The sequence below is a fragment of the Rhizobium sp. WYCCWR 11128 genome, assembly GCF_013416305.1.
In the GTDB taxonomy this organism is placed as follows: domain Bacteria; phylum Pseudomonadota; class Alphaproteobacteria; order Rhizobiales; family Rhizobiaceae; genus Rhizobium; species Rhizobium indicum.
The window spans coordinates 295,847-321,566 of the sequence record NZ_JACCEZ010000002.1 but is presented as its reverse complement, the minus strand read 5'-3'; the positions used below and the strand labels follow the sequence as shown (position 1 = coordinate 321,566).

21 protein-coding genes, 2 pseudogenes and 1 riboswitch are annotated in these 25,720 nt (G+C 56.9%); of the genes and pseudogenes, 10 read left to right on the top strand and 13 right to left on the bottom strand.

Annotated elements, in window-relative coordinates; all coding sequences use genetic code 11:
- Positions 1 to 62 precede the first annotated feature (62 nt).
- Positions 63 to 1,025 carry a cysteine synthase A gene (gene cysK, locus HX898_RS09205; RefSeq protein WP_003544751.1) on the top strand — a complete coding sequence of 321 codons (963 nt, stop codon included), beginning with the start codon at positions 63 to 65 and terminating at the stop codon, positions 1,023 to 1,025.
- A 230-nt stretch (positions 1,026 to 1,255) separates the two neighbouring features.
- On the opposite strand, the pseudogene HX898_RS09200 reads toward cysK, so the two are convergent.
- A pseudogene (locus HX898_RS09200) lies at positions 1,256 to 2,557 on the bottom strand (YifB family Mg chelatase-like AAA ATPase); the annotation flags it as partial.
- A 285-nt stretch (positions 2,558 to 2,842) separates the two neighbouring features.
- Positions 2,843 to 3,331 carry a helix-turn-helix transcriptional regulator gene (locus HX898_RS09195; protein ID WP_180194511.1) on the bottom strand — a complete coding sequence of 163 codons (489 nt, stop codon included), beginning with the start codon at positions 3,329 to 3,331 and terminating at the stop codon, positions 2,843 to 2,845.
- Between the two features lie 140 nt (positions 3,332 to 3,471).
- On the opposite strand from HX898_RS09195, the gene HX898_RS09190 reads away from it, so the two are divergent.
- The 5 genes from HX898_RS09190 to HX898_RS09170 all read left to right on the top strand — a co-directional run bounded on the left by HX898_RS09190 (position 3,472) and on the right by HX898_RS09170 (position 8,813).
- Positions 3,472 to 3,810, top strand: coding sequence for a hypothetical protein (locus tag HX898_RS09190; RefSeq protein WP_210273095.1), 339 nt, complete (start codon positions 3,472 to 3,474; stop codon positions 3,808 to 3,810).
- Between the two features lie 22 nt (positions 3,811 to 3,832).
- Positions 3,833 to 5,815, top strand: a complete 1,983-nt coding sequence (locus HX898_RS09185) for an AAA family ATPase (protein WP_180194510.1) — start codon at positions 3,833 to 3,835, stop codon at positions 5,813 to 5,815.
- Between the two features lie 109 nt (positions 5,816 to 5,924).
- Entirely contained in the window at positions 5,925 to 6,740 is an 816-nt protein-coding gene (locus HX898_RS09180; RefSeq protein WP_348649448.1) for a metallophosphoesterase family protein, read from the top strand.
- Between the two features lie 391 nt (positions 6,741 to 7,131).
- Positions 7,132 to 8,247: a TIR domain-containing protein gene (locus tag HX898_RS09175; RefSeq protein ID WP_180194508.1), complete on the top strand. Its 1,116-nt coding sequence runs from the start codon at positions 7,132 to 7,134 to the stop codon at positions 8,245 to 8,247.
- Positions 8,247 to 8,813: a hypothetical protein gene (locus HX898_RS09170; protein ID WP_246697900.1), complete on the top strand. Its 567-nt coding sequence runs from the start codon at positions 8,247 to 8,249 to the stop codon at positions 8,811 to 8,813. The genes HX898_RS09175 and HX898_RS09170 overlap by 1 nt, the downstream gene beginning before the upstream one ends.
- 49 nt (positions 8,814 to 8,862) lie before the next feature.
- On the opposite strand, the gene HX898_RS09165 is transcribed toward HX898_RS09170, so the two are convergent.
- On the bottom strand, positions 8,863 to 9,243 hold the full coding sequence (locus HX898_RS09165) for a hypothetical protein (RefSeq protein WP_180194506.1): 381 nt from the start codon (positions 9,241 to 9,243) through the stop codon (positions 8,863 to 8,865).
- A gap of 110 nt (positions 9,244 to 9,353) precedes the next feature.
- Here HX898_RS09165 and ligD point away from each other — a divergent pair.
- Positions 9,354 to 10,410, top strand: a pseudogene (gene ligD / locus HX898_RS09160) (non-homologous end-joining DNA ligase).
- A 39-nt stretch (positions 10,411 to 10,449) separates the two neighbouring features.
- Here the strand turns inward: ligD and HX898_RS09155 are convergent.
- The 7 genes from HX898_RS09155 to HX898_RS09125 all read right to left on the bottom strand — a co-directional run bounded on the left by HX898_RS09155 (position 10,450) and on the right by HX898_RS09125 (position 16,654).
- Positions 10,450 to 10,968 (bottom strand): hypothetical protein, encoded by a 519-nt coding sequence (locus HX898_RS09155; protein WP_180194505.1) that lies wholly within the window; start codon positions 10,966 to 10,968, stop codon positions 10,450 to 10,452.
- Between the two features lie 77 nt (positions 10,969 to 11,045).
- Positions 11,046 to 12,221, bottom strand: coding sequence for a Shedu immune nuclease family protein (locus HX898_RS09150; RefSeq protein ID WP_180194504.1), 1,176 nt, complete (start codon positions 12,219 to 12,221; stop codon positions 11,046 to 11,048).
- A gap of 169 nt (positions 12,222 to 12,390) precedes the next feature.
- A riboswitch (SAM riboswitch) is annotated at positions 12,391 to 12,469 on the bottom strand.
- 484 nt (positions 12,470 to 12,953) lie between these two features.
- Positions 12,954 to 14,114, bottom strand: a complete 1,161-nt coding sequence (locus HX898_RS09145; protein ID WP_180194503.1) for a hypothetical protein — start codon at positions 14,112 to 14,114, stop codon at positions 12,954 to 12,956.
- 72 nt (positions 14,115 to 14,186) lie between these two features.
- Positions 14,187 to 14,960: an SOS response-associated peptidase gene (locus tag HX898_RS09140; protein WP_180194502.1), complete on the bottom strand. Its 774-nt coding sequence runs from the start codon at positions 14,958 to 14,960 to the stop codon at positions 14,187 to 14,189.
- Positions 14,961 to 15,017: 57 nt separating this feature from the next.
- Positions 15,018 to 15,485 (bottom strand): hypothetical protein, encoded by a 468-nt coding sequence (locus HX898_RS09135; protein WP_180194501.1) that lies wholly within the window; start codon positions 15,483 to 15,485, stop codon positions 15,018 to 15,020.
- A gap of 78 nt (positions 15,486 to 15,563) precedes the next feature.
- On the bottom strand, positions 15,564 to 15,797 hold the full coding sequence (locus HX898_RS09130; protein ID WP_180194500.1) for a hypothetical protein: 234 nt from the start codon (positions 15,795 to 15,797) through the stop codon (positions 15,564 to 15,566).
- Between the two features lie 74 nt (positions 15,798 to 15,871).
- Complete coding sequence (locus HX898_RS09125) at positions 15,872 to 16,654, bottom strand: thermonuclease family protein (RefSeq protein WP_180194499.1); 783 nt, start codon at positions 16,652 to 16,654, stop codon at positions 15,872 to 15,874.
- A gap of 435 nt (positions 16,655 to 17,089) precedes the next feature.
- On the opposite strand from HX898_RS09125, the gene HX898_RS09120 reads away from it, so the two are divergent.
- Positions 17,090 to 17,860, top strand: coding sequence for a hypothetical protein (locus HX898_RS09120; protein ID WP_180194498.1), 771 nt, complete (start codon positions 17,090 to 17,092; stop codon positions 17,858 to 17,860).
- A 526-nt stretch (positions 17,861 to 18,386) separates the two neighbouring features.
- On the opposite strand, the gene HX898_RS09115 is transcribed toward HX898_RS09120, so the two are convergent.
- The 3 genes from HX898_RS09115 to HX898_RS09105 are packed head-to-tail and all read right to left on the bottom strand — an operon-like array spanning position 18,387 to position 23,837.
- Positions 18,387 to 21,650 (bottom strand): error-prone DNA polymerase, encoded by a 3,264-nt coding sequence (locus HX898_RS09115; protein WP_180194497.1) that lies wholly within the window; start codon positions 21,648 to 21,650, stop codon positions 18,387 to 18,389.
- Complete coding sequence (locus HX898_RS09110; protein WP_180194496.1) at positions 21,647 to 23,161, bottom strand: DNA polymerase Y family protein; 1,515 nt, start codon at positions 23,159 to 23,161, stop codon at positions 21,647 to 21,649. The genes HX898_RS09115 and HX898_RS09110 overlap by 4 nt, the downstream gene beginning before the upstream one ends.
- Positions 23,082 to 23,837 (bottom strand): ImuA family protein, encoded by a 756-nt coding sequence (locus HX898_RS09105; protein WP_180194495.1) that lies wholly within the window; start codon positions 23,835 to 23,837, stop codon positions 23,082 to 23,084. The genes HX898_RS09110 and HX898_RS09105 overlap by 80 nt, the downstream gene beginning before the upstream one ends.
- A gap of 303 nt (positions 23,838 to 24,140) precedes the next feature.
- Between HX898_RS09105 and HX898_RS09100 the strand changes: the two genes are divergently transcribed.
- Together HX898_RS09100 and dinB are read left to right on the top strand one after the other, a co-directional pair.
- On the top strand, positions 24,141 to 24,479 hold the full coding sequence (locus tag HX898_RS09100) for a hypothetical protein (RefSeq protein WP_180194494.1): 339 nt from the start codon (positions 24,141 to 24,143) through the stop codon (positions 24,477 to 24,479).
- Between the two features lie 5 nt (positions 24,480 to 24,484).
- The gene (dinB, locus tag HX898_RS09095) at positions 24,485 to 25,606 is read left to right on the top strand and encodes a DNA polymerase IV (RefSeq protein WP_180194493.1); all 1,122 of its coding nucleotides are present in this window, start codon (positions 24,485 to 24,487) and stop codon (positions 25,604 to 25,606) included.
- Positions 25,607 to 25,720: the final 114 nt, after the last annotated feature.

The window sequence follows — 25,720 nt, the reverse complement described above, 5'->3', positions numbered from 1 at the left end:
CGGGCCTTTGACCCTATTCTCCCCCTCGATTTCAGGAGCAGGATTTCAAAGGGAGAGCATCCATGTCGCACAAGCCCGGCCGCGGCCGCATCTATTCCTCGATCACCGAGACCATCGGCGACACGCCGCTCGTGCGCTTCGACAAGCTGGCGCGGGAAAAAGGCGTCGTGGCGAACCTGATCGGCAAGCTCGAATTCTTCAACCCGATCGCCTCCGTCAAGGACCGCATCGGCGTCGCGATGATCGAAGGCCTCGAAGCGCAAGGCAAGATCACCCCCGGCAAGACGGTGCTGATCGAGCCGACCTCCGGCAACACAGGCATCGCGCTCGCCTTTGCCGCCGCCGCCAAGGGTTATCGGTTGATCCTCACCATGCCGGAGACGATGTCGGTCGAGCGCCGCAAAATGCTGGCGCTGCTCGGCGCCGAGCTGGTGCTGACCGAGGGACCAAAGGGCATGAAGGGCGCCATCGCCAAGGCGGAGGAACTGGCGTCCTCGCTTCCCGACGCCGTCATTCCGCAGCAGTTTGAAAACCCTGATAATCCCGAGATCCACCGTAAGACGACGGCCGAGGAAATCTGGAACGATACCGACGGCACGGTCGATATCGTCGTCTCCGGCATCGGCACCGGCGGCACGATCACCGGCGTCGGCCAGGTGCTGAAGAGCCGCAAACCCGAGATCAAGATCATCGCCGTCGAGCCCGCAGATTCGCCGATCCTCTCCGGCGGCAATCCCGGCCCGCACAAAATCCAGGGCATCGGCGCCGGTTTCGCCCCGAAGATCCTCGATACCGGCATCTATGACGAGGTCGTCACCGTGACCAATGACGAAGCCTTCGAACAGGCGCGCCTGGTTGCCCGGCTCGAAGGCGTGCCGGTCGGCATCTCCTCGGGTGCGGCACTGACCGCCGCAATCAAGGTCGGCATCCGTCCCGAGAACGCCGGCAAGAACATCGTCATCATCATCCCCTCCTTCGCCGAGCGTTATCTCTCGACGGCGCTGTTCGAGGGGCTGGGGAGCTGAGGCAGAGCTTTGGCCGGGCTTTTCCGGTCACTCGTCTTCGCAGGATATCGGGCCTGCTTCGGCGCTCTGTGAGCTGCTGATAAAGCCGACCCACTCCTCTTTCGTCATGCTCGGGCTTGTCCCGAGCATCTGCAGCCAGTTGATATGCAGCAGATCCTCGGCACAAGGCCGAGGATGACGCCGAGTAAAGGATGAGCTGCCAACAAACTGTCGGGCGCGCTTCGCGCCTCTCACGCAGCCGCCGTCAGCCTTTCGCCGGCGATGCGGTAGGAGATGGCTTCGGCGAGATGGATGCGGCCGACGGTCGGCTTGCCGTCGAGATCGGCCAGCGTGCGGGCGACCTTGAGCACGCGGTGGTAACCGCGGGCGGAGAATTTCATCTTCTCGGCGGCGTCGCGGAGCAGCTGCAGGCCGCTAGCGTCGGGCTCGGCCAGTTTCTCGATCATCGAGGTGGAGCAGCGGGCATTGGTGCCGATGCCTTTTGCGCCTGTGCTTTCGAAGCGCTCCTGCTGGATTTCGCGGGCGCGAGCGACACGACGGGCGACGTCGGCGCTGGTTTCGGCGGCCATCGGCCGGATGAGGTCGGCGGCGGAGACGGCCGGCACATCGATGCGGATATCGATGCGATCCATCAGCGGGCCGGAGATGCGGGCCTGATAATCGCTCATGCAGCGCGGGCCGCGGGCGCAGGTATGGCCCGGTTCGCCGGCCATGCCGCAGCGGCAGGGGTTCATTGCCGCGATCAGCTGGAATTTCGCCGGATAGGAGACGCGGTGATTGGCACGCGCAATGACGCATTCGCCGCCTTCGAGCGGCTGGCGCAGCGCATCGAGCGCCTGCGGCGTGAACTCGGGAAACTCGTCAAGAAAGAGCACGCCGTGATGGGCAAGGGAGGCTTCGCCCGGACGGGCGCGCAGGCCGCCGCCGACAAGGGCCGCCATGGTGGCGGAATGATGCGGGGTGCGGAAGGGCCGGCGATCGGAAAGCTTGCCGCCGGAGAGCTGGCCGGCGATCGAATGCACCATCGACACCTCCAGCAGCTCGGCGGCCGAAAGCGGCGGCAGGATCGACGGCAGTCTTGCCGCCAGCATCGACTTGCCGGAGCCCGGAGGACCGACCATCAGCAGATTATGGCCACCGGCGGCCGCCACCTCGAGCGCCCGCTTGGCGCTTTCCTGGCCCTTGATTTCGGCAAGGTCCGGCAGGTTTGCGGCATTGGCGCGGATCGACGCTTCCGGCCTGGATAGGACCTGCGTGCCGCGGAAATGATTGGCAAGGGCGATCAAGCTGCGCGGTGCGAGGATATCGACGTCCGAGCCCGCCCAGGCGGCTTCGGCGCCGCTTTCGGCCGGGCAGATCAGCCCCTTGCCGAGCGCATTGGCACCGATCGCAGCCGGCAGCGCGCCTGATATGGCGGCGATCGTCCCATCGAGGTTGAGTTCGCCGACGACGACAAAATCCGACAAGGCATCGGCAGGAATGGCGCCGAGCGCGGCCATCAGGGCAAGGGCGATCGGCAGGTCGAAATGCGAGCTTAACCGGTATTGAAAAAACGTACTCACTGGGCTCCAACTGGTGTCAGCTTTCGAATGCACCCGGCACGCGTCTAAAAGTGTCGTCCAAAGGACGCCCGCTTTCGGCGGCTAGCCGACGGTTTAGAAAGACTGAACTGGCGTTGCCTCATCACTAAAGCCAAAGTTCAGTCTTTCTAAATTAGCAAATAAGTCGTCCAACGGACGACCGCTCCGGCAAAGCCGGATAAAGCTCCCGGCAGGGCTTGGTCAGTGGCACGGTTGAAAGGAAGCTTCGGCTGGTCACTAGACAGGCTGCTTAATCCAACGAACACCTGCGCCGAAAGACGGAGTTTCCGACGTGAATTGGACGTTCTTACTCCCGAGCGCTTCCTCCAATCGCATCAATTTCACTGGGCTCACGGCGTCAAAATCATCGCGTTCAAACCGAGCGATGAAGCTTTTATCTAAGCCAGAAATTTCAGCTAACTGCGCTTGTGATAGGTTGGCCAAACCTCTTGCCGCACGAAGCATGACGCGCTTGTAAGGGTCCTTTCGGCCGGGCGCTCGCCATCTTATCCCGCGACCGAAGTCGCTGCCCCCGTCCGTAAATTCTACGCCCTCCGCCTCATATTTCTCTTTGAGCAGCTGGGCGAAGCGCGGCGTGAGCTTATAGCGCCCTGCTTCCAACGTGTAGACAGACCGAAACTTCAATTTGAGTAGGTCTTCGATCCCGGTCTGGGTGTAACCCAACAGGCAACGAGCAGCTCTGAGAAGGTCCGGAAGACTGTCCATTCATCTGGTTGAGCAATCCTGCCAAGGAAATGTCAATTAAATACGCGCCCAGAGAAAACGTTGACAAAAACGAGTTATAATATTTGCAATTGCGCTATTTTCTTTGCAAATGAGTCACGAATCATGTTTGGTTCTTGTCATTGAGCGGCTTCGCCGCCGAATCAGAGGGCATCTACGTGATTGACAAATGGCTTGGCACACCACCGGATTTGATAATCCCAAGACTAAGATCGCTGGTCGAAGATTTGGAACGAGTTGCCGCTCCCGGCGGCGTTGCCGGTGTCAATGACGCGGTCATCATCAAGAACTGCATCCTCACGAGTCGATCTGTCCCCTGCTTGATCGGCCAAATGCATGGCCACCCGACAATCAAAGACGGGGCGGGTATCACCAGCGAACTTTTCTATCTGGACCGAAAGCGGCGCGTCGCTCGCACGCTGAGCCGATGGTATCGGTTCGACGATGGCCTTTTGATCTGATCTCACGTTACGGAGACCACCAATGGAAAAGGCTCTCGCCGACCAGCTTGACCGGTACATTTACAAACTTCAGGAAGCGTCGCGAAATTTGAAATGTTCGCGGTCTGTTGGTGAGATCAGAACGAACCACGACAACTCAGCAATCGCGACGAAGTCTGCAGTGGATTTCTTAGCCTACTGCGCTCTTATTCAGTTCGTTCGACGGAATATCGGCAGCTTGTCACAACCGTCGTGCGTCGCCTTGGTGAGTGTTCCAAGTCAGTGGCTGCTTTCAGACATTGAAGATGCCGCAAAGATAATCTTCAACAACGCGAAGCAATTTAAAATCTGCCTCCACCCTACGTCGAAGCACAAGCGGGGTTGGGAGATCGACGCAGATGAACTCCTTGCTTCAGATAAACTGATCATTTTCGCGCGGGCTGGCTCAGTGGTGCACGAGGATTTCGAATTGGCAGCGACAGTTCGTGACCGGCTTACGTTGTGCGACGCCAGGCATATCCGCGCACTCAGCGAGCTGCGAAGATGTGGCGCACTTACCGACGAGCAGGTGGAAGTGATCGCACGGCAGCCTTCGGAACGAATGGAAGCGATTTTCCGACGCGGGCAACCCGCACAGCGTGCAGCCGAAAGGCTCATGGATGCTCATAGGAAATCAATTGACCGGCCCGCACAGCACCTCGACTTGTCGAAAGGCTTCGGTGAAGCAGGCGTGTGGGCCAAGGAGTTGAAAAGAGATATCCAGGAATGGCGTGAAGGAAAGTTGCCTTGGCCTGAGGTAGATAAGGGGTGTTTGCTCTATGGCCCCCCCGGCACTGGAAAGACACGATTTGCCTCCGCACTCGCTGCAGAATGCGATCTGCATTTGGAGGCGGCTTCGATCTCTAAATGGCAGAGCTTTAAGGATGGCGACCTGGGAGATATGCTGAAGGCAATGTACCAAGCCTTCGGGGCTGCCAGGGAAAATGCCCCTGCGCTGTTGTTCATCGACGAGTTCGACTCCATCGGTGATCGCTCAAAGTTTCCGTCGCAGCACGAGACTTACTCGACAACGGTTGTCAACGCCCTTCTTGAATGTCTAGACGGCATCGGAGACCGAGAAGGTGTCGTCGTGCTTGGAGCATGCAACCATCCACAAAAAATCGACCCCGCACTGTTGCGAAGTGGTCGGCTGGAAAAACATGTTTCATTTCCTTTACCAGACGCCGCAGCTCGTTCAGAAATCCTTGCGTTTCATCTTCCCAGCCTATCTGAAGAGGCCGCCCTCAAGGAAATTGGAGCCCGATTGCCAGGCAAAAGCGGGGCTGATCTCGAACGCTTGGCAAGGGAGGCTCGGCGCATTGCGCGTCGCGAAAATCGATCAGTTACCATCGACGATGTCAGGGCAAGGATAAAGGTATCTGCGCCGCTCGACGCAGCCACTTTGCACCGAGTGGCGATTCATGAGGCCGGTCATGCCATCGTGGCACACGCTCTTTTTATCGGAAAAATCGAACGTGTGGAAATCTATGACAACGTGCATCGGTTCGCGACCGTCATGGACGCCAACGGGCTGACTACAGTGGAGATATCCGCCAGAGAGTTCACGACACGGTGGGACATCATCAAAATGATCACGATGCATCTCGCTGGAGCGGCGGCAGAAGACTTAGTCTTGGGCCACCGGTCAAATTGGGCGTCGGGCACTCGGGACAGCGATCTCTCGCAAGCGACAACCTTGGCAATCAAGATGGTTACGGAATATGGCTTCGGTAGTTCACTTTATTTCCTTCCTGGTTCCGTCGACATTGAGGCAGTCGTCACACTTTGGGAAGATCAGCCGCTCCGGGATGAAGTTACCGAGATTCTGCAAGAACAGTATCAACGAGCGAGAGACATGCTTGATGGTTTGCGCCCCACCCTACTCAAGCTCGCGGATGCACTTGTAAAAGAAAAGTCCTTGGACGCGGCTCAATTAGAACCGTATTGGCCAGGTGCCCCCAAACGCACGAACGTTTTGCGCCAATAGTGCGGCGCGACGACATTCGGCGGCTATCAAGGAAATCGAAATCAACGAGGCAAGGAAACGTCGCGGAAATTGCGGCGCGGTCCCGGACTTTTTTGCCTATACGGAAGATATGATGCGAGCTTGGATCATCAGTGACCTTCACTATTCTCCGATGGACGCTCTCGGGGGCGCTCCCTTTCGCATTCAGGATGCAGACGTCTGCATCTGCGCAGGCGATATTTCAGAGAATATTTCGATGAGCATCGCCTATCTGCGGCGCGATATCGAGCGGCATATGCCCGTCATCTTGGTCTTGGGAAATCACGATTATTATAACGGCAGCATCGATCTTGCGCTGGATCGAGCACGCCGCGAGATTGAGGGCACCAATATCCATCTCCTCGAAAATCAAAGCATCGAAATGGCCGATTGTCGCTTCATCGGCGCGACGTTGTGGACGGACTTTGCGGTTTCTGTCGGAGACGATGAGCATGTTCCGCCGGAGGAACGGAGGACGAAAGCCTTCGGCCTGGTGCCGCACCTCATGGCAGACTTCGAATATATTTTCCGATCCGACGCGCGACACCCAGGCGAAAACGGGCTGATCACGGTTCGCGAAATCCTTAAGCGCCACATCGCGAGCCGATCATTTATTGACCGCGAACTGGAAAAGCCATTCGACGGGCGCACGTTCGTCGTGACGCATCACGCACCGCTCATCCAGAGTTTTGACGCCCGATTCTTTGGCCATGTAACCAATGCGGCATTCGGAAGTGATCTGTCCGACTTGATCGCTCGGCGACGCCCCTCAGTTTGGATACACGGCCACATCCATAAATTCCGCGACTATATGGCTGACAAGACCAGAATAATTTGCAATCCAAGGGGTTACAGCGGCGAACGCGACCTATCAGGATTTCGGCCGGATTTCGTCATCGATCTATGAGAAATCCTGACGAGGCAGTCGATCTTGAGGACATGGCGAGTTATTGCGCTAAAGCATCGACATGGGCGCTGTCCATGGTTGGGTAAGGTTAGAAGGCCTCCCGCTCTTCACCCGTTTGGCGATTCCAGCGCAATTGGCCGCGTCGGCGCAATTCCAAGCAAAGTGCCAACGACGGGTCGCCGCCTTCCGGTTAGGACTGTCGGTGTCCATGGTGCCGTTCGGGCAGTCAACGGTAAACGTCCAGCCTGCATTGTGGGCATCGCCTAGAGTCTCGATTGGCTCATGTCGTTAGCGTAGCGCTAGCCGCGAGAGAGAACAAGACAAGAACAAAGTTCCTTGTGGATGCGAGCGCCGATTTTGGCATTAAGGTATATATGTCCGAGTCAGAGGCATGATAGCCATCGAAGGACGAACAGTGAGCACAATAGGCAAAGTCTTCATCAGCCATGCTACCGCAGACGTGGCGCTGGCAAAACTCGTGGTGAACTTCCTCAAGGAAGCGATAGGCGTTCCGGACGCTGATATTTTCTGCACCAGTCTGCCAGGGCACAGCATTCCCTTGATGCAGGACTTCAACGAATACATGCGGAAGCAGATGGAGCAACCGGCTATCGTTCTCGCGCTCCTAACGCCGTCCTATCTCGAAAGTCATTTTTGCCTCATGGAATTGGGCGCGGCCTGGTCGAGAGCGTTGAAGACACTTCCCGTCGTCACTCCGGAAGTCCCGTTCGATGTCGTGACAAAAACCTTGGGCCTGAAGCAAGCTTGGAGGATCGACGATCACACCAAGCTCTCTGAGTTTAGAGACGCTTTCGAAGGAATGGCTTTAGAAGCCCGCAGCTCCGCGACCTGGGAAGGAAAGGCGGACGAGTGGAAGAAGCGATTGCGTATTGTCCTTCGCGGGCTGCCGTCGCCCAAGCTCGTTTCAAAAAAAGACCTCGATGCTGCGCTTTTCGAGATCGAGACGACCAAACGGGCCTCGGCCGCAGAAGCCGAACGGCTATCCGATCTACATCGGGAACTCGCCAGACGGTCTGCACGGAAACGCGAGGAGCTTGAGGAGGAGAACGCTGCGCTTCGAAAGCGGCTGGCCGACAAAGACGCAGGACTGCCCCGGGCTCTGATTGTCGAGCCGGAACGTCTTATTGCTCTTGATCTGCAGGAGGTCCTGACGCGGGCTCGATACGATGTTGTTGGCGTCGCAACGTCAAAGCAGGAAGCGATCATCATGGCCCTTGCTGAAAAGCCAGAACTCATTCTCACGGAAATAGACCTTGCTGACGGCTCATCAGGCATTGATCTCGTGAATGCGCTCTACGGACATTTGGACTGCTTCGCGATATTCGTCACCAATCATCCGGAGAAGCTGTTGACAGGCAATCGACCGGAGCCAATCGACCTTGTAACGAAGCCGTTCTCTCCCGATCATCTGCTAGAAAAGGTCGCGGGCGCGAGGAAGCACCTTCTTGAAAGGCGGGCGCTGGCTGAACGCCAAGAGGCTCATTGATGGAAAAGCCCACCAAAACGTTTGGCCTGGATGAGCCCATCGACCTTTATCGAAAGCTGTTGTTCGATATCGAGCGCCTCCGGGTCGGCGGGTCCAGCCGAGCCGTACAGTTCGCTGCATTCGACTGCGCCGTCGATGCGTTCCACTTGATCGACTGGGTGTTGCATGCCATCGATGATGAGTCTCATCTTCGCCTGACGGGCAAGGGGCGCGGCAAGCATGGCGTAATCCCAGGCTTCATTACGACGAATGCGATCCGACTGCCTGACCTAGAGCTATGCCGCCAGATAGCCAACTCGGTAAAACATGTCGTCATGACATTTGGTCCGAAGATGGAGCACATGTCGACAGGCTCCACGGTGAAGTTCGAACCTGGATTTATACCCGATCAGCCGCCTCCACCCGGTTTCCGGATGTTTGCGTGGGCCTACATTGAGCTTCACGGCACCAAATATGCTGTCATCGAGCTTTTCGAGCACATGGCGCGACAGTGGGAACAATTCCTAAGACAGGAAGGCCTGTTTGTGGAAGAGCCGCCGGACTGGAAGCCATCTGACGAAGCGTAGAGCGCACATGTCTAACGGGGAACTGCAAACCGGGCAGCTCGCGCCTTTGTTACCAAAACCCCTTCCGTGGTAGCTCCGCTTCGGGAAATGGAATGTACTTAAAATATTCTTTTTCACATCCAGAGCTAACGGTCATTTCCATGTTGCTGCCGCCATCGATCACTTCGAACATTACAGCCCTTTGAGGCACCCGCACCCTTTCGGTCTTGCCAATCACAACAGAGTATTTAGCGCAGACGACCGAAACCCCGTTGTCGTATGTGTGCATCCCCGAGATTTCGGCCTGCTTTATCGTCTCGGGATAGGCGAAATGTTTGTGCATGTAGTCAGCAAGCAATTGTCTTTGCTCTGGCGTCGAGGGGGAATCCTGTTCAGCGAATGCGGGTGAATAAAACGCCAGAGCTAGTGCTAGGTGGAGAAACATTCTCACGATAAATCCCTCTACTTTTCCGAGGTGTCTTTTAACTGCGCAGCGAGGATTGTCGATATCCGAAGCGGTTCATACGAGACTCTAAAAAGAATTGATGCTGGAATGGCAGCATGACAAAGCCGCCTCGCCACCCTCGATCCAAGCCGTTGCTGCGGGCCGACGGCGAGCCTCTGCAATCGCGCCCGATCAAGAAGCGGAATCCAGCTCAACCGGCGCTGCCTTTCGATCCCATGCCGCTAAGGGTCGAACCGGCGCTGGCGTTGCTGAAGCAAAAGCCTCCTTCAGGAGAGCAATGGTTCTGGGAAATCAAATGGGACGGATACCGGCTCGCGATCCAAGCAGAACCGGCCGGAATCCGGGTGATCACGAGAGGCGGCTACGATTGGGCGAACCGATTTCCCTCAATTGTGGACGCGGCGCGAGAATTGGGACCGGCGTCAATGATTTTGGATGGCGAGGGCGTCGTCCTCGATGCGGAAGGGCGCTCGGACTTCAACGCGTTGCAAAACAGCCTGGGCGCGGACGGCCGACGCTCTGGGAACAGCCGGAAACGCGATCTTCATGGCCTTCGATTTGCTCTATCTCGACGGTCATGATCTCCAGAATGAGCCATATCGAACGCGGCGGCATTTGCTTGAAGAAACTCTACGAGGATTCGAGGGCGCAATCCGACTATCGGAAGAGATTGAGGCTGATCCGGCCGTCCTGCTCGATCACGCCTGCCAGCTTGGGCTTGAGGGCATTGTCGGCAAGGATCGAAACAGCAAATACCGGCCCGGACGAACCGGCGATTGGATCAAGCTCAAGTGCGTCCAGTCGGAAGCGTTCCTGATCGTCGGCTATGAGCCGTCAATGTCAGCTCGCGGCGGCTTCGCGTCTCTTCTCCTTGCGGCCTACCATGGCGACGAGCTGCGCTACGTGGGTAGCGTTGGAACCGGATTCAAAGAGCGGGCTTCGCTCGATCTGCGGGCCATGATGGACAAGCTATCGTGGCGACGGAAAGCGCCGCCAGTTACATATCTAGGGAAGCGGCGGGTCGTATGGGTCCAGCCGACGTTGATTGCAGAAATCAAATTTCGCCAATGGACGCCTGACATGAAGCTGCGGCACGCCGCTTATAAAGGGCTGCGTGAGGTTCAGGACAATGCGGAAGTTTACCGCCTTTAATCCGGATAGCGCTTGAGATTGCTAAAGCCAGAATAAAATTCAGGCCGCTCGTCGACGAACGCGAGTGAATACGGAGTGAATGAGCAAACTAGCTCCAAAAAGCAGTCCGGACAGGGCAAGAGTTATCATCGTGCCGACCATTGCCACACCAGAGGCAAGCGAAATATCGCCATCCGTCATATAGCGTGCTCCGCCCATTCCAAGCCCGGTGAAAATGCAGGCCGCAAACACGAGGACAAGAACTAGCAACAAACTCATCCTCAGGAGCCCGAAGCCCTTAGCGCCGCTGATTGCGACCGCCAGCAGAGAAGCTGTTATGCTGAAAACGGTAAAAGCAGAATAGGCAATAGCGCGTGGCCTCAGTTCATTTGCAAAGACCATTCGGTCAGGGATCGAAAGAGCCATGAACTGGTCCCACGTCATTCCTCTGCGAGGTAGTTCCTGTAGCAATAGCAGGCCGGTGCCAGTTTGATACGCGGTAACCGACATTCCGTAGACAAGGTAGACGGCGATCACGACGACAGCCACTCCAATGGCGATGCGGATAGCTCGCTTCAAAATTTTTCCCCCTGTAAAATGACCTGCTGGCGCTCGAATGCGAAACTACTGAGCGGTGAGATGGGTCTAAATCGAAATCAACTCGCGTCTCTTTGTGACGATTGATCGCCAGCATCGACAATCAAACGAGCGCGTTCATAGAGTTCGTCGAAAGTAACGACTTCTGGCCGCAGCAGGTTTCTTCGGAAGCGCTCGAAACACCCGAATTTTCGTTCGTTGATGCCGTGTTCAGTTTCGAACTCATTGAGGCGGCCGCAGATGACAAAAGATCGAGGTTCAGTCGTATAGATGGTCTCGCCGGTCGGATCGCCGTCCCTGTCCGTTATCTGCACGGAGGAGCCCCACTGTGCTAGGGCTGCGGCAACAGTTCCTTGGACTTGTGCGACCGCTCCGGAAAGCTCCTTGGAAGGCGTCCAAATGCCCGAGCGATACTGGTCTGGCGATACCAGCTCCGTCCTATGATGCTTCAATTCCACGAAAGCGGCCGTATTCAGGATGGCCCGGGATCGAAGCAAAGCGTCAACCCGCTTTCCGGGTCCCCCAAGGTCGTGTCCCCTAACCGTCTGCTCTAACTTGCGGTCGTCCAGTGGACCGAAATTGATCAAGCTGAGCGAATATCCCAGAATCCACGGGTTCTTCTCTAAAAACTGTTGCCAGAGCGCTTCAGGTCCCTTGCCGCGCTGCGCTGCGCAGTTGTCGAAGAAGTCGTCATCGGATAGCAACCGTTCGAAAAGAGCGAGCTGCTTCTTTCGATACGATAAGGCGACGACGTCTTCGGTCGTGATCTCATTGCGAGCAATGGCGGCTAAGAGCTTCTGGTTGTCGGCTGCGATCCGCCGCATCTGGTCGGGTTTGAGAAGCAAGTCCTCAAGGTCGCGGTCTGAAATGTTTAAGCGGCCATCATTCGGAAAGTGGAGGCGCTTAATGTTAGCCATGAACTTCAAAAGGGCAGTCATCTCGTGCGGGCCAAGCGCGAAGTATTCCTTCGCGTTGCCCTTCGAGGTGAATTTCTGGATGGTCACCGATCTGAACGACCTGTCGTCTTCCAGAAAGCTGGCTTTGATCTGGAAGCGACCTCCATCAGTTTGCCGCAAAACCAGCTCGTCTTTTACTTTGACGAATTCGTATCCAGGTTCTCCGTCGATGACCTTATTCGCAACGCGCAGCTTTCGGCCCGCGTAATCTGTAAACGCGGGGCTGGCATACGTTTTGTCTGGGCGGGAGTTGCGGAATATTTCCTCTTCGCTGCTCATTATCTCGACCCATTGAAAGCCATTTTGGGTTGTAGCAGATAACCAGCCCCGATACTTCACCATACCAGATGGCGGATTAGTCTTACCCCACGAAATCCCCTGAATTTTAGGCCGATTGTCGGGGACCGACCCACTTCAAAAACGGGAAAAAACGCGGCCGCGAAAGCGGACGGGATTAAACGCGGCCTTTTTAGCCAGCAATTTAACGTGGCTGCAAGCCAACCGGCCAAATCACCACGGGATAATTCTGCAATACCGCCGTTAGCTGCTTGCGTCGATCTGCACAATTTGGGCAATGTGGAATCACGCGATTTGCAGATACGGCGGCTTCCACCCCCGTCGCTTGGATAGGTCCAAACTATCCGTGAAAGAACCGCAACTGGCGAAGCGGAGAGAGAAGGAAACGGCATCCAAAGCCCTTCCTTCCCCTCTGCGGTCCTTATCCCCTTGTGAGAGGATGGGGTTATCTGTGCCGCTGTTCGCCCTTCGTGGCAATAGTTGACGGTCTAAAAGGTTGTGCAAATAGTCTAAAGTTTATACGCCAGCACATACTTTCGACCTTCCCTTGCGCATTGATCCATCAATCCGAAATCGATGGGATAGCGGAACGATAACCGACGAAGAACTTTAAAACTTCCGGTTAGGGGCCACAGGTCGCTCACTTCTGAAGACGGATCGTGTGGGTTGTGTAGCAACCGCCCCATTGATCGGGGAGCCAAAAAATCATGAGCGTCAACTGTCAGTGTTGGAGAAATGACGGTCTTGCATTCTCTTCAGATTGGAGCTGAATTTCTCTTTTGATTCCGGAGATAAGAAGCCGGGTTCTCGTGAGTTCCGGAGCAGCGCCGCATGTTGAAACCTGATGGTAGCTGCAAGGGCAATCCACATGGCGAGTGCTTCGAAGGTTTTTGATCCCAACTTTTTCGCCTTCGCCATCAACCGCTCGTGGTCGTTTAGCCAGCGGTTTGCCTCCCAGTTCCGGGCCGTAAAAAGGTTCGCTATAAACTGTTCGTAATAAACTTTGCCGGACCGGTCCTCCATCAGGATGTTCCACTCGGGTGAAAATACTGGCACGAGCCAGCTGTCGGCATCGGCTAAAGATGTGGTAACACCAATTCCTGGGCACGGCGCTAATGGGTGATCGGTCACCACCTTTGTTATGAGTCCCGCGATAGCGATGTCCCAGCTCTCGCTTGTCTCTTTGTCCACCGTCCCGTCGAATAACTGGCGGGAGAGGTCGTACAAATTGAAGGGCTTAGCAAACTGCGACGGCAATCGCTGGACACATGTCCCGAGGATGATTCTCTCGTAGTAGTTCCCCTTCTGGAGGTATTCTTCATAGGATGTCCCCATCAGGGTTGCCACCGCTGAATGAGTTGCTCTCTCTACCGTCTGAACTGCCTCACCAATATCTACCAAAACAGAGGAGTTCGCGAGATCACTCGGCTTGCATTCCCATGGGGGAAGCTCTGAGACTCGTGATCCTATGGACTCGTACGCGGCGGCGGCAAGTTGTGAGCAGAAGTAGCCCGCATCCGTCTGGTCGCGCAGGAAGGGCAATATTGTTCCCACTGCGCCTTTCGTGGAATATGGACGGAATAACAGCGACCAAACAAAATCTGCGAGTTCGTCCCGCTGCTTCTGTGATAGGCCCGTCGCGCGAAGAACGCGAAGCTTCACATTCGTCTCATAGCTGACCGCCGGAAGAAAGACCGGTATCACACCAGGATCATTTGCTTCGACTGCGATGCCATTGCCAACGTGCAGGGCAGCATGACTAAACGAGCCAAGAGTGGCTGCCCGGATCAGCCAACTTGTCTTGTTCTCTCCCGTCGAGAGGATGATGTCTCCGGGCAACAGCGCAGCAGTATTGATGACTGTAATGCTGGTCATTCATACGGTCCTTTGCCTCAGGCGAGAACCCATAGTGCCCGGAACAAACGGCGCGATTGTGATGCCCATTGCCTAGAGAAGAATCGGCTGCGACACCGGCTCCCCGGACGTGGTCACGATGGTCGAACCATAGGGCTCCCGTGACGTCACAACGATCTGGGCGTTCGGAAGCGGCCGGGCGAGCGCCTTAGCCTCCTCCCACCGTGCACGCATCCATACATCCACCTCTTCCTGCGTCAGCAAGAGGACCGGCATTGCCCTCGGGTGAATCGGTTTGACGACGTCGTTGGGATCGGTCGTCAGGAATGCATAGAGGTCGTCTGTGGTCAGGCCGTCTTTGACTTTGCGAACGCTTTGCCACTGGGGAACGTGCACACCCGCAAAAAACATCAGGGGCTTGCTTTCATCACGCGCGAACCAGGCGTTCGGCGTGTTGCCGCCCTCTTCCTTGCTGGCAGGGTCCGGTTCGGCAAAGCTTGTCACCGGCACGATGCAACGGTTCTCGACCCCAAACCAGCGCTGCCAATGCGCCAGATCAAGATTGCGGATATTGGTCGTACCCTTATTTGGCTCCATACGGATGAGCACTTCCATATCAACCAACTTACCCTTCTGCCGCAATTTCTCGGCCCGCGCTTCAGCCGCCTGCTTGATCGCAAAAAACGGCGACGGCATTCCCCACCGCGCATGCACAAGCTGCTTCCGGCCGTCCGCCGTATTGCGAACGATTGGTCCAGCTTGGTCCGGGTTCATCTGGTAGGCGGGCATCAAGTTGATCAGGCTCTCGGCGTCCAAGGCCCACTTGCTAACCCAGTCTTTGTCCTCCATGCGGTAGAGATTGCACATTAATCGCAACGACCTCCCTTTCGCGTTGCGGACAGCCTATGCATTTCGGACAGAACGTCAAACTCCCCGCCGAGAGTCCGTGTCGTCACCGCTGATATCGTCCTTCGGAAAGAATTGACCTTCGTGCGCCCATTCAGCCTCAGCCTCCTCCAATTCCTCCGAGGAAAAGTGGTAGATTACGAGCTTGTCCAGCACATGGTCCACGTCGCGAGCCATTCCGAGCAGGTCCATCGTCTTGCCCATATGGCCGCGCTCGCCGAACCTATCGAAGCACATACCAGAGACCATAGCATGAAGGTCGATAACCTTCTTCGTCGCCTCCGGCGAGAGATATGGTTCGTCTCCAAAATCGAGTGAATCGGACACCACCTGCGCTCGACGGGACAGCGTTTCCGACCGAGACCTCGAACCGTCTTCCGCGAAAACGTCATAGCACTGTCTGCCGACATGCTCCGCGTAGACCGCGATCTTCATGACATCACCGGGTGAGATATTCTGATCGTTTCTGTACAAAATGGTGGGCATGCCAAATCCTCCACGCCGGGATGGGAATATTAGGTTGCCGCATGATTGTTCATATTTCGTTCTTTTTTGACGGAGGAGTCAAGGGCGCTTTTTCAGGATGGATAGCGCAACTTCGAGATCGGCATTGGCTGCAAGCATGAGCGCGTGATTATCGGCCAGCTCGACAATCGTTGTGAGCACTTCATCCGCTCGCCACCCCGCAGCAACGGAACGGTCGACGAGAGCGGCGAATTCCAAATGGAGCGCGTCCTGGCATCGGATGAAGCGATCAGGATCGTTGCTTGGCACATCCGGCGGGTATATTTCGTCCATCTGATGAACTTGAGCCGGTCGACGATGCGCGTCAAGAGTCCTATCCTCCCTGGCGATTTTACCAAGGTTATCCCTTATCCCTTACACCACGGTCGCGGCGTCGGCGGACAGCTAGTTCTGCCGCAGGCAAATGGCACGGCAAGGCCCTCGCTGATCAGGATGCTTCCGACGTCCTTCCCGTCCACGCGAAGGACCCCGCAGTATCTGCCATAATTGCACTTGTCGGTACCCTCGGTGCCTTGCGCACATGCACACGCGACTTTTGTTAGTCGGGCACTGCCTTGGGCAACCAGTTGACGAAGCCGCGACGATGCTCGCTCTCCCAGTTGCCGTTCATTCTCGCATTGCGGCGAAAACTTCTCCGGCGTGTTGAAGCCGACCAGCCGCGTACCGGCGGCCTCGCCAATTACGTGGACGGTATCTCCGTCGGTTACCGCAAATTCCTGCGTCTGCGATGCCCTCAATGCCACCGGGGTTGACTGAAATTGCGCTCGCCCGAAGTCGAACGCCTGCAGACCAATTGCCACGGTCGCCGCGACCAGAAATCCAATGGCCAAATTTCGAAGACGCCATCTCAACCGTCTGCCTGCCCGGCCGAAACGAGGTCTGAACAATCTCTTGGTCTGGTGGTGAGATGGACGGCTGGTGGCAATTGGTAGGGGCAACGCGGTCACATTGTTCGGCCGCCCGAGAATCTCGAAAATCTTGCGCCATTGTTTATCGGAAAGGCGAGCTTGCCCGCCGGATCGTTCGAGACGAGCGTGGATGTCGGACAGGAACGTTCGCTGCCAAGCCGTCAAGTTCTGGCGAAGCAGCGCTGCCTCGATGTCGTTTCGGAGGTTCCCAGCCGGGTCCATTATTGCCGCCTCTTATCAGTGAAGGCAGCGTAACCGAGTAGGTTGGAAGATTGGTAAATAGCGGGTCATCTAGAACCCGACCAATATTAGCCTCAACCAGCACAAATCAAAAACTGCGGCCCGGCGAAAACAAAATCATCACGTTACTATATCGTGTATAGCTTAAGTTGAATATTCATTCGTTTTCGCTTATACACCTTACGGGATGTTTACCCTTAGGGGACGCGGGCAATGCGAGGAGCGTCATTTATAACTTCGCTAGCTTTTGTGTTTTTAGCTTACGGAGCGCTGGGCTGCTTTCTCGCTAGTGCGAGCGAGATTGAGACATTAATTAGCGGGGACCAGGTCGTTCTCTCGCCAGCTGGACAGAGCGCTTTACGTCAATGGGTGGAAGTGCCTGATGGCGCTCCACCACTTATTAAGCAACCAACACAAGTGACCGACGTCATTACGACTATAAATGCCTGCAATGTCACGCTCAACGGCTGGAACAAGAAATCGTTCTTTGAGGAATGGTCCAAAGCTGAGGCTGAGCTTACCCAACGTCTTGAAAAGCTTGTACGTGACGGCAAGGGTTTAAAGATTGGCCCCCCAATTACGTCCGCGCTCGCAGGTAAGTTGGCTCAGACTGGACCGAAGACCCTCCCCCCTAAAACAATGGCACTACTTAAAGAATTGCGCGATCACGGGGCAGAGGTGACTGTCGGTTGGGTCGAGGGAATACCTGGCCCTTGGGTAACCGACAAGTCGGTCGATCCGTTCAAATCTCTACCATCGGCAGAGCAGATAGCTGCCGCTGCTGAGCATTTCCTACAGCTTTCCTTAGCAGACTTCTACGGTCGGTTCACACAGACACCGTCGGGCTGCTACTCGACAAAAATGTCTAAGGAGGTTCAATCGCTTGCCAACCTCGCGTATCCGCAAGAAAAGCTGATCGCCAAAATGTTCGGTGACGACAATCTTGTGCAAATTGAATGCGGCAAAGTTGGAACGTATTCCCGCTTTCGGATACCTACAAAATATCTCAGTGAGCCAGTTCAAAATGCGCTGGCAAACGGTCCTTGGCCGTTTGGCCCTGCGGGCAATTACTTCGGAAGGGACTGGTTTTACGTGCATGCGGCCTGGCAAATGTATCAACGGGAGCGCAAGGAATATTTCGACAACTTATCTGCTGATGTTGCAGACTACACCTGTGGCCCTCCCTGAGGTTGTAGATCGCTGCACCTCCATAGGCACCGCGCTGGGGGATTCGACATGAGCTTTTGGCAATTTTACATTCAGCGCTGATCGCGGTGAAGAGGCAATTGCCTCAATTATGAATCGCCGTGGTTGCGACCGCACAGAAGCAATGCGGATAGCCATTGCAGAGCGACGAGAAGACGAAACGCGATGGGACTGACCGCTGATGTTGATATTAAGGTCATCACAGAAGAGGGAGTTCAGAAATGGATGAGATTGCCTGGTACGTTATAGCGGGTGGGTTGGTCATCCTCCTCGCAATTCTCTTGTATGTTTTCGTCAATCCACCAAAATCGGCAGAACCATCCTCGGACGCGTTGCCGATGCCTACCCCACCTCCAGATGCCCCACCTCAGCCTGTGTATCCTACAGGGCCGTTACCTATGCCGCCCTTGGACAGCAGGGAAAAAGCTTTGCCGGGAGGCGGTGCGGAGAACCGACAGGCTGGGAAGTCGAACAGCCGTTCATAGCGGCGGTCATCAAGCCTTTGCAGCTAGTGAAAATTCCGGCTCTTCAGCTTGAGCTGATCGATATGTAGATCGGGGATAAATATATCCCGCGATTTCAGGCCCGAGGGTGACGGCTCGCGCGAGTCCGGCCTACCGGGCGTGCCGTGCCCGAATTCGTCGCCCCGCCCCGTCGGCAGCCGGAATGCCAGATCGCGATCCGCCAAGCCTGTTAGACTGCTCGACAGATCGAACAGCTGCTGAGCGACCAGATGAACGACGTCGCCCTCCCGCTGAATGCGCCCATTGATCGCCAACATTGAGGCTCCCAGCGCAACTCGTCTCGACCGCTCGAACAGCTTGGGCCAGATGACGACGTTGGCAACGCCTGTCTCATCTTCAATGGTCATGAAGATTACGCCCTTTGCGGAGCCGGGCCGCTGGCGTACGAGAACCAGCCCTGCCGCCATCAGCCAGCGGCCGTCACGGGCCGACATCGCCTCCGTGCAGGTGACGATCCGGCGTTCCGCGAGTTCTCGACGCAGAAAGCTGACAGGGTGTTCGCGCAATGTCAGACCGGTATGCCCATAATCGAGGACGACGTTGTGCCCCTGCGTCATTTGTTGCAGTTCGACCGCTGGTTCCTGCTGCTCAGCAATCGTTCTTGCCTCCCGTTCCGCAGCCGCCGCGAAGAGCGGCAAAGGCTCGTCTCGCAATGCCTTGATCGCCCAAAGCGCATCGCGACGCTCCAGCCCGAGTGACGGCAGAAAGGCGTCCGCATCCGCAAGCTCCACCAAGGATGCGGCCGGAACACCCGAGCGCCGCCACATGTCGTCGACGCTTTCAAATGGCTGATCGGCGCGGGCGGCAATGATCCGGGCGACATCCGCAGTGGCGAGACCTCGCACCATCCGCATCCCAAGCCGAACGGCATGTCGGTCGGTGTCCTCGACTGGTTCCAGCGTGCAATCCCAACGTGACTGGTTGATGCAAACCGGCCGAACCTCGACACCATGTTCGCGGGCGTCACGCACGATTTGCGCGGGAGCGTAAAATCCCATTGGCTGGCTATTGAGAAGTGCCGCGCAGAAGACATCAGGAAAATGGCATTTGATATAGCTCGACGCATAGGCGATCAGGGCGAACGATGCTGCGTGGCTCTCCGGAAAGCCATAGCTGCCGAAGCCTTCGAGCTGGCTGAAGGTCTTCTCCGCGAACTCCGGCGTATAGCCATTGCGGACCATCCCGTTCACGAGCTTGTCCTTGAAGCGGCTCACGCCTCCGGTGAACTTGAAAGTCGCCATGCTCTTTCTGAGCTGATCCGCCTCACCGCCAGTGAAACCGGCACAAACCATGGCCACCTTCATGGCCGATTCCTGAAACAGCGGCACCCCTAGCGTCTTACTGAGAACCGCCTCCAGTTCGGGCGTTGGGTATTCGACCTTCTCCTTACCTTCACGGCGACGGAGATAGGGATGCACCATGTCGCCCTGGATCGGACCGGGACGAACAATGGCGACCTGGATCACCAAATCATAGAAGGTTCGAGGCTTTAGACGCGGCAGCATCGACATCTGCGCCCGGCTCTCGATCTGGAAGGTGCCGAGCGTGTCGGCCTTGCGGATCATCGTATAGGTCTTGGGCTCCTCTTGCGGGATCGTCGCAAGATCGAGATCGATGTCCTTCTCCTGGGCGAGGAACGCAAAGCTCTTGGCCATGCAGGTCAGCATCCCGAGCGCCAACACGTCCACCTTCATGAACTTCAGGGCTTCGACGTCGTCTTTGTCCCACTCGATGACCTGGCGATCCACCATGGACGCCGGTTCGATTGGCACCAGGTCGTCGAGCCGGTCATGGGTGAGCACGAAGCCGCCCGGGTGCTGGCCGAGATGGCGGGGTGCACCCATCAGCTGTTGGGCAAGCTTAAGCGTTAGAGCGAGCCGCCGGTCGTCCGGATTTAGATTGAGGTCCCTGACCTGCTGTTCTCCGACCGCTTCGCTCCAAGCCCAGACACCTGATGACAGCGCCTTGATCAGGTCCTCGGGTAGGCCCAATGCCTTGCCGACATCGCGTATCGCGCCCTTGGTCCTATACCGTGTGACCGTAGCGCAAAGTGCCGCCTTATGGTGTCCGTAGGTTCGGTAAATCCATTGGATGACCTCCTCCCGGCGCTCATGTTCGAAGTCGACGTCGATGTCCGGCGGTTCGTCACGCTCTACGGACACGAAGCGTTCGAAGAGAAGATCGTTGGTTTCAGGATCGATGGAGGTGATGCCGAGCACGAAGCAGACGGCCGAATTCGCGGCTGAGCCACGGCCCTGGCAAAGGATACCTTGAGATCGGGCGAACCGGACGATGGAAAAAACCGTTAAAAAATAGGGTGCGTAGCGCATCGTCTCTATCAGAGCCAGTTCATGCCGAATGGTCGTTTCGACGTGCTCGGGCAGCCCGTCCGGATAGCGATTGGGGATACATTCGCGGACATAGTGCTCCAGCGATTGCTGGGCATCCATTCCCGGTACGATGACCTCTTCAGGATATTGGTAGGTCAGCTCCTCCAAGCTGAAGCGGCAGCGATTGACGATCTCCATCGTCCTGGCAAGCGCTTCCGGATAACGCTGGAAGAGACGCTCCATTTCTTCCGGCGGCTTCAGAAACCGATCCGCGTGCCGTTCGCGCTCGAAGCCGACATCATCGATGGTGGTTTTCGTCCTGATGCAGGTAACGACATCCTGGAGCTGGCGGCGCGAAGGATCGTGGAAGAGCACGTCATTGGCGACGACCGTGCGGACCCTGTACCTTGCCGCAAGATTGGAAACCTCGTGCAGCCGCATCTGGTCGTTCGGTCGGCGGCGCAGGCATAGTGAAGCATAGGCCCGGTCTCCGAAAACCTCGGCCATTTTCCGAAGCTGGATCGCGCAGGTCTCGTCGGCAAGGTCCGGCACCAGAATGCCAAGCAGACCTTCGGCGTAAAGCGCTACGTCTTCGAGGTTCAGAATGCACTTCGCCTTGCCACCCCGCGACTTGCCAAGGGTCAGCAATCGGGTCAGGCGCGAATAGGCAGCGCGGTCTGTCGGGTAAACGAGGATCGACATGCCATCCTGCAGATCAAGGCGGCAGCCGACGACGAGGCGGACGCCGGTCGCTCGCGACGCTTCCAGTGCTCGAACGATACCGGCCAAGGAGTTCCGGTCGACAATGCCGAGAGCTTCGATGCTGAGTTCCTTGGCGGTGGCAAACAGCTCGTCGGACGAGGATGCGCCACGAAGAAAACTGAAGTGGGTCGTCACCTGGAGTTCCGCGTATCTCATGCGAACGTCCCGTGGATAAACCACCGATGGGAACCGGTCTCCGGATCGACACCGTCACCGGAACGGTAAATCCAGTAGCGCTCGCCAGCGTCGTCCTCGACTACGAAATAATCGCGCACGGCCACCCATTCTGATGTCCGCCGCCACCACTCGCCGAATATGCGCTCAGGACCGTCGGCACATTTGACCCGCCGACGCTTGCCGCACCAGGTAAAGGAAACCGGAGGATGGTCGGGGAGCAGCGCGATCACTTCGATCAGTTCCGGATGATTCATCAGGCGCACCGGGCGCGGCCAGACCATCGGCCATGTGTGACCGTCCTCGTCGGCGACGGGCGACACTCGCTGCACCGAACGCTCGGGCACGTCGCTCGCCACCGGTGCCAGGCGATAAATGCGTTGCGTCCCACGGTTTCCCAAGATGTCGATCAATGACGTAACATCGATGTCCGCAGCTTCGATAAGGCTGGAAACGATATGTTTGTCATCCAGCGGCTCGACCATGGTGGCCGCCAAGCTCAGCTTCTCGATACCGAACCCTGGGTCGATCTTTTCGATACGATCATGAAGGAGCTTGGTCAGCCAGGCGACATCTCGCACGGGCTTTGCTGTCCCCGCCCGAAGCGCCTGGATCGTGTTGTCGACACGGTGGATGATCAGGTCCGTACGGCGGACGCCCAGGCCTTTTGCCTGAAGTTCAAAACAGAGCTTCGCGACTAGCTGCGAGATGTATTTGCCGATGGTCTCCGCAGCGCCAATCGGCTCCGCAAATGCCCGATGGACTTCGATGATTTCGGGGCATCGGATAAGGTCGATGGGCTCGGCGACCCGTCCGAACATCTGATCGAGACGGCGACCGATCTCCGGGCCAAAACGAAGCGTCAGGGGCGCACGAGGCGTCGCAGCCAATTCGCCCACCATCCGGAAGCCCAGTGTCCGCAATTCCGTGACGATCTCTGCGTCGAGGCGGAGCGACGCGATAGGGAGCCTCGCGACGTTTTCGCCGGTCTGTCCTTTCGAGATGACGAGCGTCTCCCCGGAAATAGAACGCGCCAGCGCATGGGCTGCCCCCCAAGTGTCTGCGACGACGGCACGCGCGGGTAACCCCTTGGCGCGAAAACTGTTGACCAGACGCGACAACATTGGTCCCTCGCCGCCCTGCAGGTGGTCGGCCCCCTCGGTGTCCATGACGATCCCGTCAGGTGGGTCCATCGCCACGACAGGCGAATATTGAGACAGCGCCCATAGGGTGATGCGCTCCAGCGCGGCCAGGTCAGCGGCTAGATCGACATCAACCATATGCAGGCCCTGAACAAGCGCCTGAGCTTTGGCCGCAGGCATTCCAACAGGCAGGCCGAGTTTCGCTGCATTAGCATCGACGGCGGACAGCCACCGCTTCGAGCCACTTCGAGCGACCACGACAAGCGGCGCTTCAGCCGGAATGGACGGATCGGATCGTCTTATCCGGTCTGTCGGCAGCGTCGGAAGAAATACTGAGACGACCCTGACCATCACATGCCTCTAGGATGAAATCTGCACTTTCTCCGGCCTTGATCCGGATCAGTTCTGCCAACCATCGCGCCCGACCGATGCCGGGAACCGGCAATGGTTCCGAAGGCAGGACGGATATGCGCCAGCGTGAGGTCGCAGCCGTCGGATGCCCGAAATCCCCGGCCTCGGTCGGCCGCCGCCATCGTCGGATCACCAGACCGATGGTCCCGGACCCTTCTGCGGCAAGTTGAAGGCGGCGCGAAGCTACCATCGGCAACCGGACCATTTCGGCGACGACGGCCCCAAGGCCTCCGAACCGCAACGCCTCTTCGCAGGCTTCGAGCACATATTCCTCGCGGATCGCCTCGACATAAATCACACGATCAGGATGGAGGCCGACCTGAGCAAGCGCCGGGGCGAATAGGTCGGGACGAGCTAGGCACCAGACCACCTTGCCCTTCGTCCGGGCAGCGATCCCTGCCACGAACAGGGCAGCCGCAGCCCCGTCGACTGCTCCTGCTCCGCCTCCGGCAAACTCATGGATGGCACCATAGGCCAACCCACCCCCCGGAAGCCGCTCGTCGATTTCGCGAACACCGAACGGCAAGACCGATTTAGGACGCGCAATCGCCCCTTCGAGATGTTGTATGCGATCTCGTAGATTGGAAATGATGGGGTTCGCGCCGTTCTGCGCCATTAGGAGCCTTCGTCAAAATCAGGTTTTCATCTCACCCGAAAGCGAGTATGTTCCCTATTTGTTCCTTATCGGCATATGAGTCAATGCGCATGAATGGGCGAGTGTTCCACGAACTGCAACCTGTCGACAGGCGGCTGAAGCCGAAGGACGAATGGATTCAATCGCGTAACGAGGAAGCTCCACAGGCTCGAAAATGTCATCAATAAGAAAATATACCTACGATGAACCTGTCGCATTCCGTGATCATGGAGTGCCGTCGTTGCTATCGAAAACAAGGCAGCTGAAATTCAAGGAGGATATCGCATGACAGAGAATGTGGTCTCATTCGAGGAAAAACGCCTGGAACGTTTAGACGGCACAGTGTTTGGATCGACAGCAGAAGAATGCAAGATTGCTGCTATCGGCTCGCAGATCGAGTTTGCCAAACGCGAGCTTGAGACCGTGCAAGCCTATATCGACCTCGCTTACACGGGAACAATCACAGTCACGATGAATGATTGTGGTGAACCGCCTCCACAGCAGCCGTTCGCACACCTCGGCAGCATCTTGTCAAACTACGAACAGGTCCTGTTCGACCGGATTGCCGAGCTTGAATATGAGCAGGAAATGCTCAGCTCACCGGCCGATGACCAAGGATATTGAGTGCGATGTCGCAACCTGATGCGGTGATATGCGACCCAAACCCCAACCCTGCGCAAAAGCAGCGCAAAGTCATCCATATCGACATGGATGCCTACTACGCCTCCGTCGAACAACGCGATAACCCCGATCTTCGCGGCAAGCCCGTCGCCGTCGGCGGGTCGGAGGCCCGTGGCGTCGTTGCTGCGGCAAGCTACGAGGCTCGCCAATTTGGCATCCATTCCGCAATGCCGTCGGTTACTGCCAAGCGCAAATGTCCGGACCTGATCTTCGTCAAGCCGCGTTTCGATGTCTACAAGGCCGTCTCGCTGCAAATCCGGGAGATATTTGCTGAGTACACGCCGATGGTCGAACCGCTTTCCCTCGACGAAGCCTATCTCGACGTCACTGAAAATCTCAAGGGAATGGACATCGCAACGGAAATTGCTGCGGAAATACGCGCCAAGATCAAGGCAGCCACCGGGCTGAACGCATCTGCCGGAATTTCCTATAACAAGTTCCTGGCGAAGATGGCGAGCGATCTCAACAAGCCGAATGGACAGGCGGTGATCACTCCGAAGAACGGCCCGGCGTTTGTGGAGGCCCTGCCGGTCAAGAAATTCCATGGTGTCGGTCCGGCTACTGCGGAAAAGATGCAACGGCTTGGCATCGAGACCGGAGCTGACCTCAAAGCCTGCAACCTCGACTTCATGATCGAACACTTCGGGAAGTCCGGACCCTATTTCTACGGCATTGCACGCGGTATTGATGACCGGCAGGTCAAACCCAATCGCGTGAGAAAATCCGTCGGCGCGGAAGATACATTCATGGTCGACATCCATTCGTTCGATCCGGCCCGGGAAAGTATCCAACCGTTGATCCGCAAGGTCTGGGCCTATTGCGATGCCAACGAAATCAGTGCCAAAACGGTCACGCTGAAAGTGAAGTACGCCAACTTCACCCAGATCACCCGCAGCAAGACGACAGCGATGCCATTCGGATCACTCGTGGACTTGGAAGAGGCAGCGACCCTGCTTCTGCAGACGGTTTTCCCGGTCAGCCGGGGCATCAGGCTGCTCGGCGTGACGTTGTCATCTCTGGAACTCAAGGTGGCCGAGAGTGAGCCGCCACAGCTTCAGCTGTTCGCGTAGCCGCCATCCATTCGGCCTTTCACTCGCCGAAGCGATTTGCAGTCCTCTTGACGCGGCCTCCATGCACAACGCCGTTTCTGGGGATTTACCGCTATGCGACTTGTGGAGGCACAT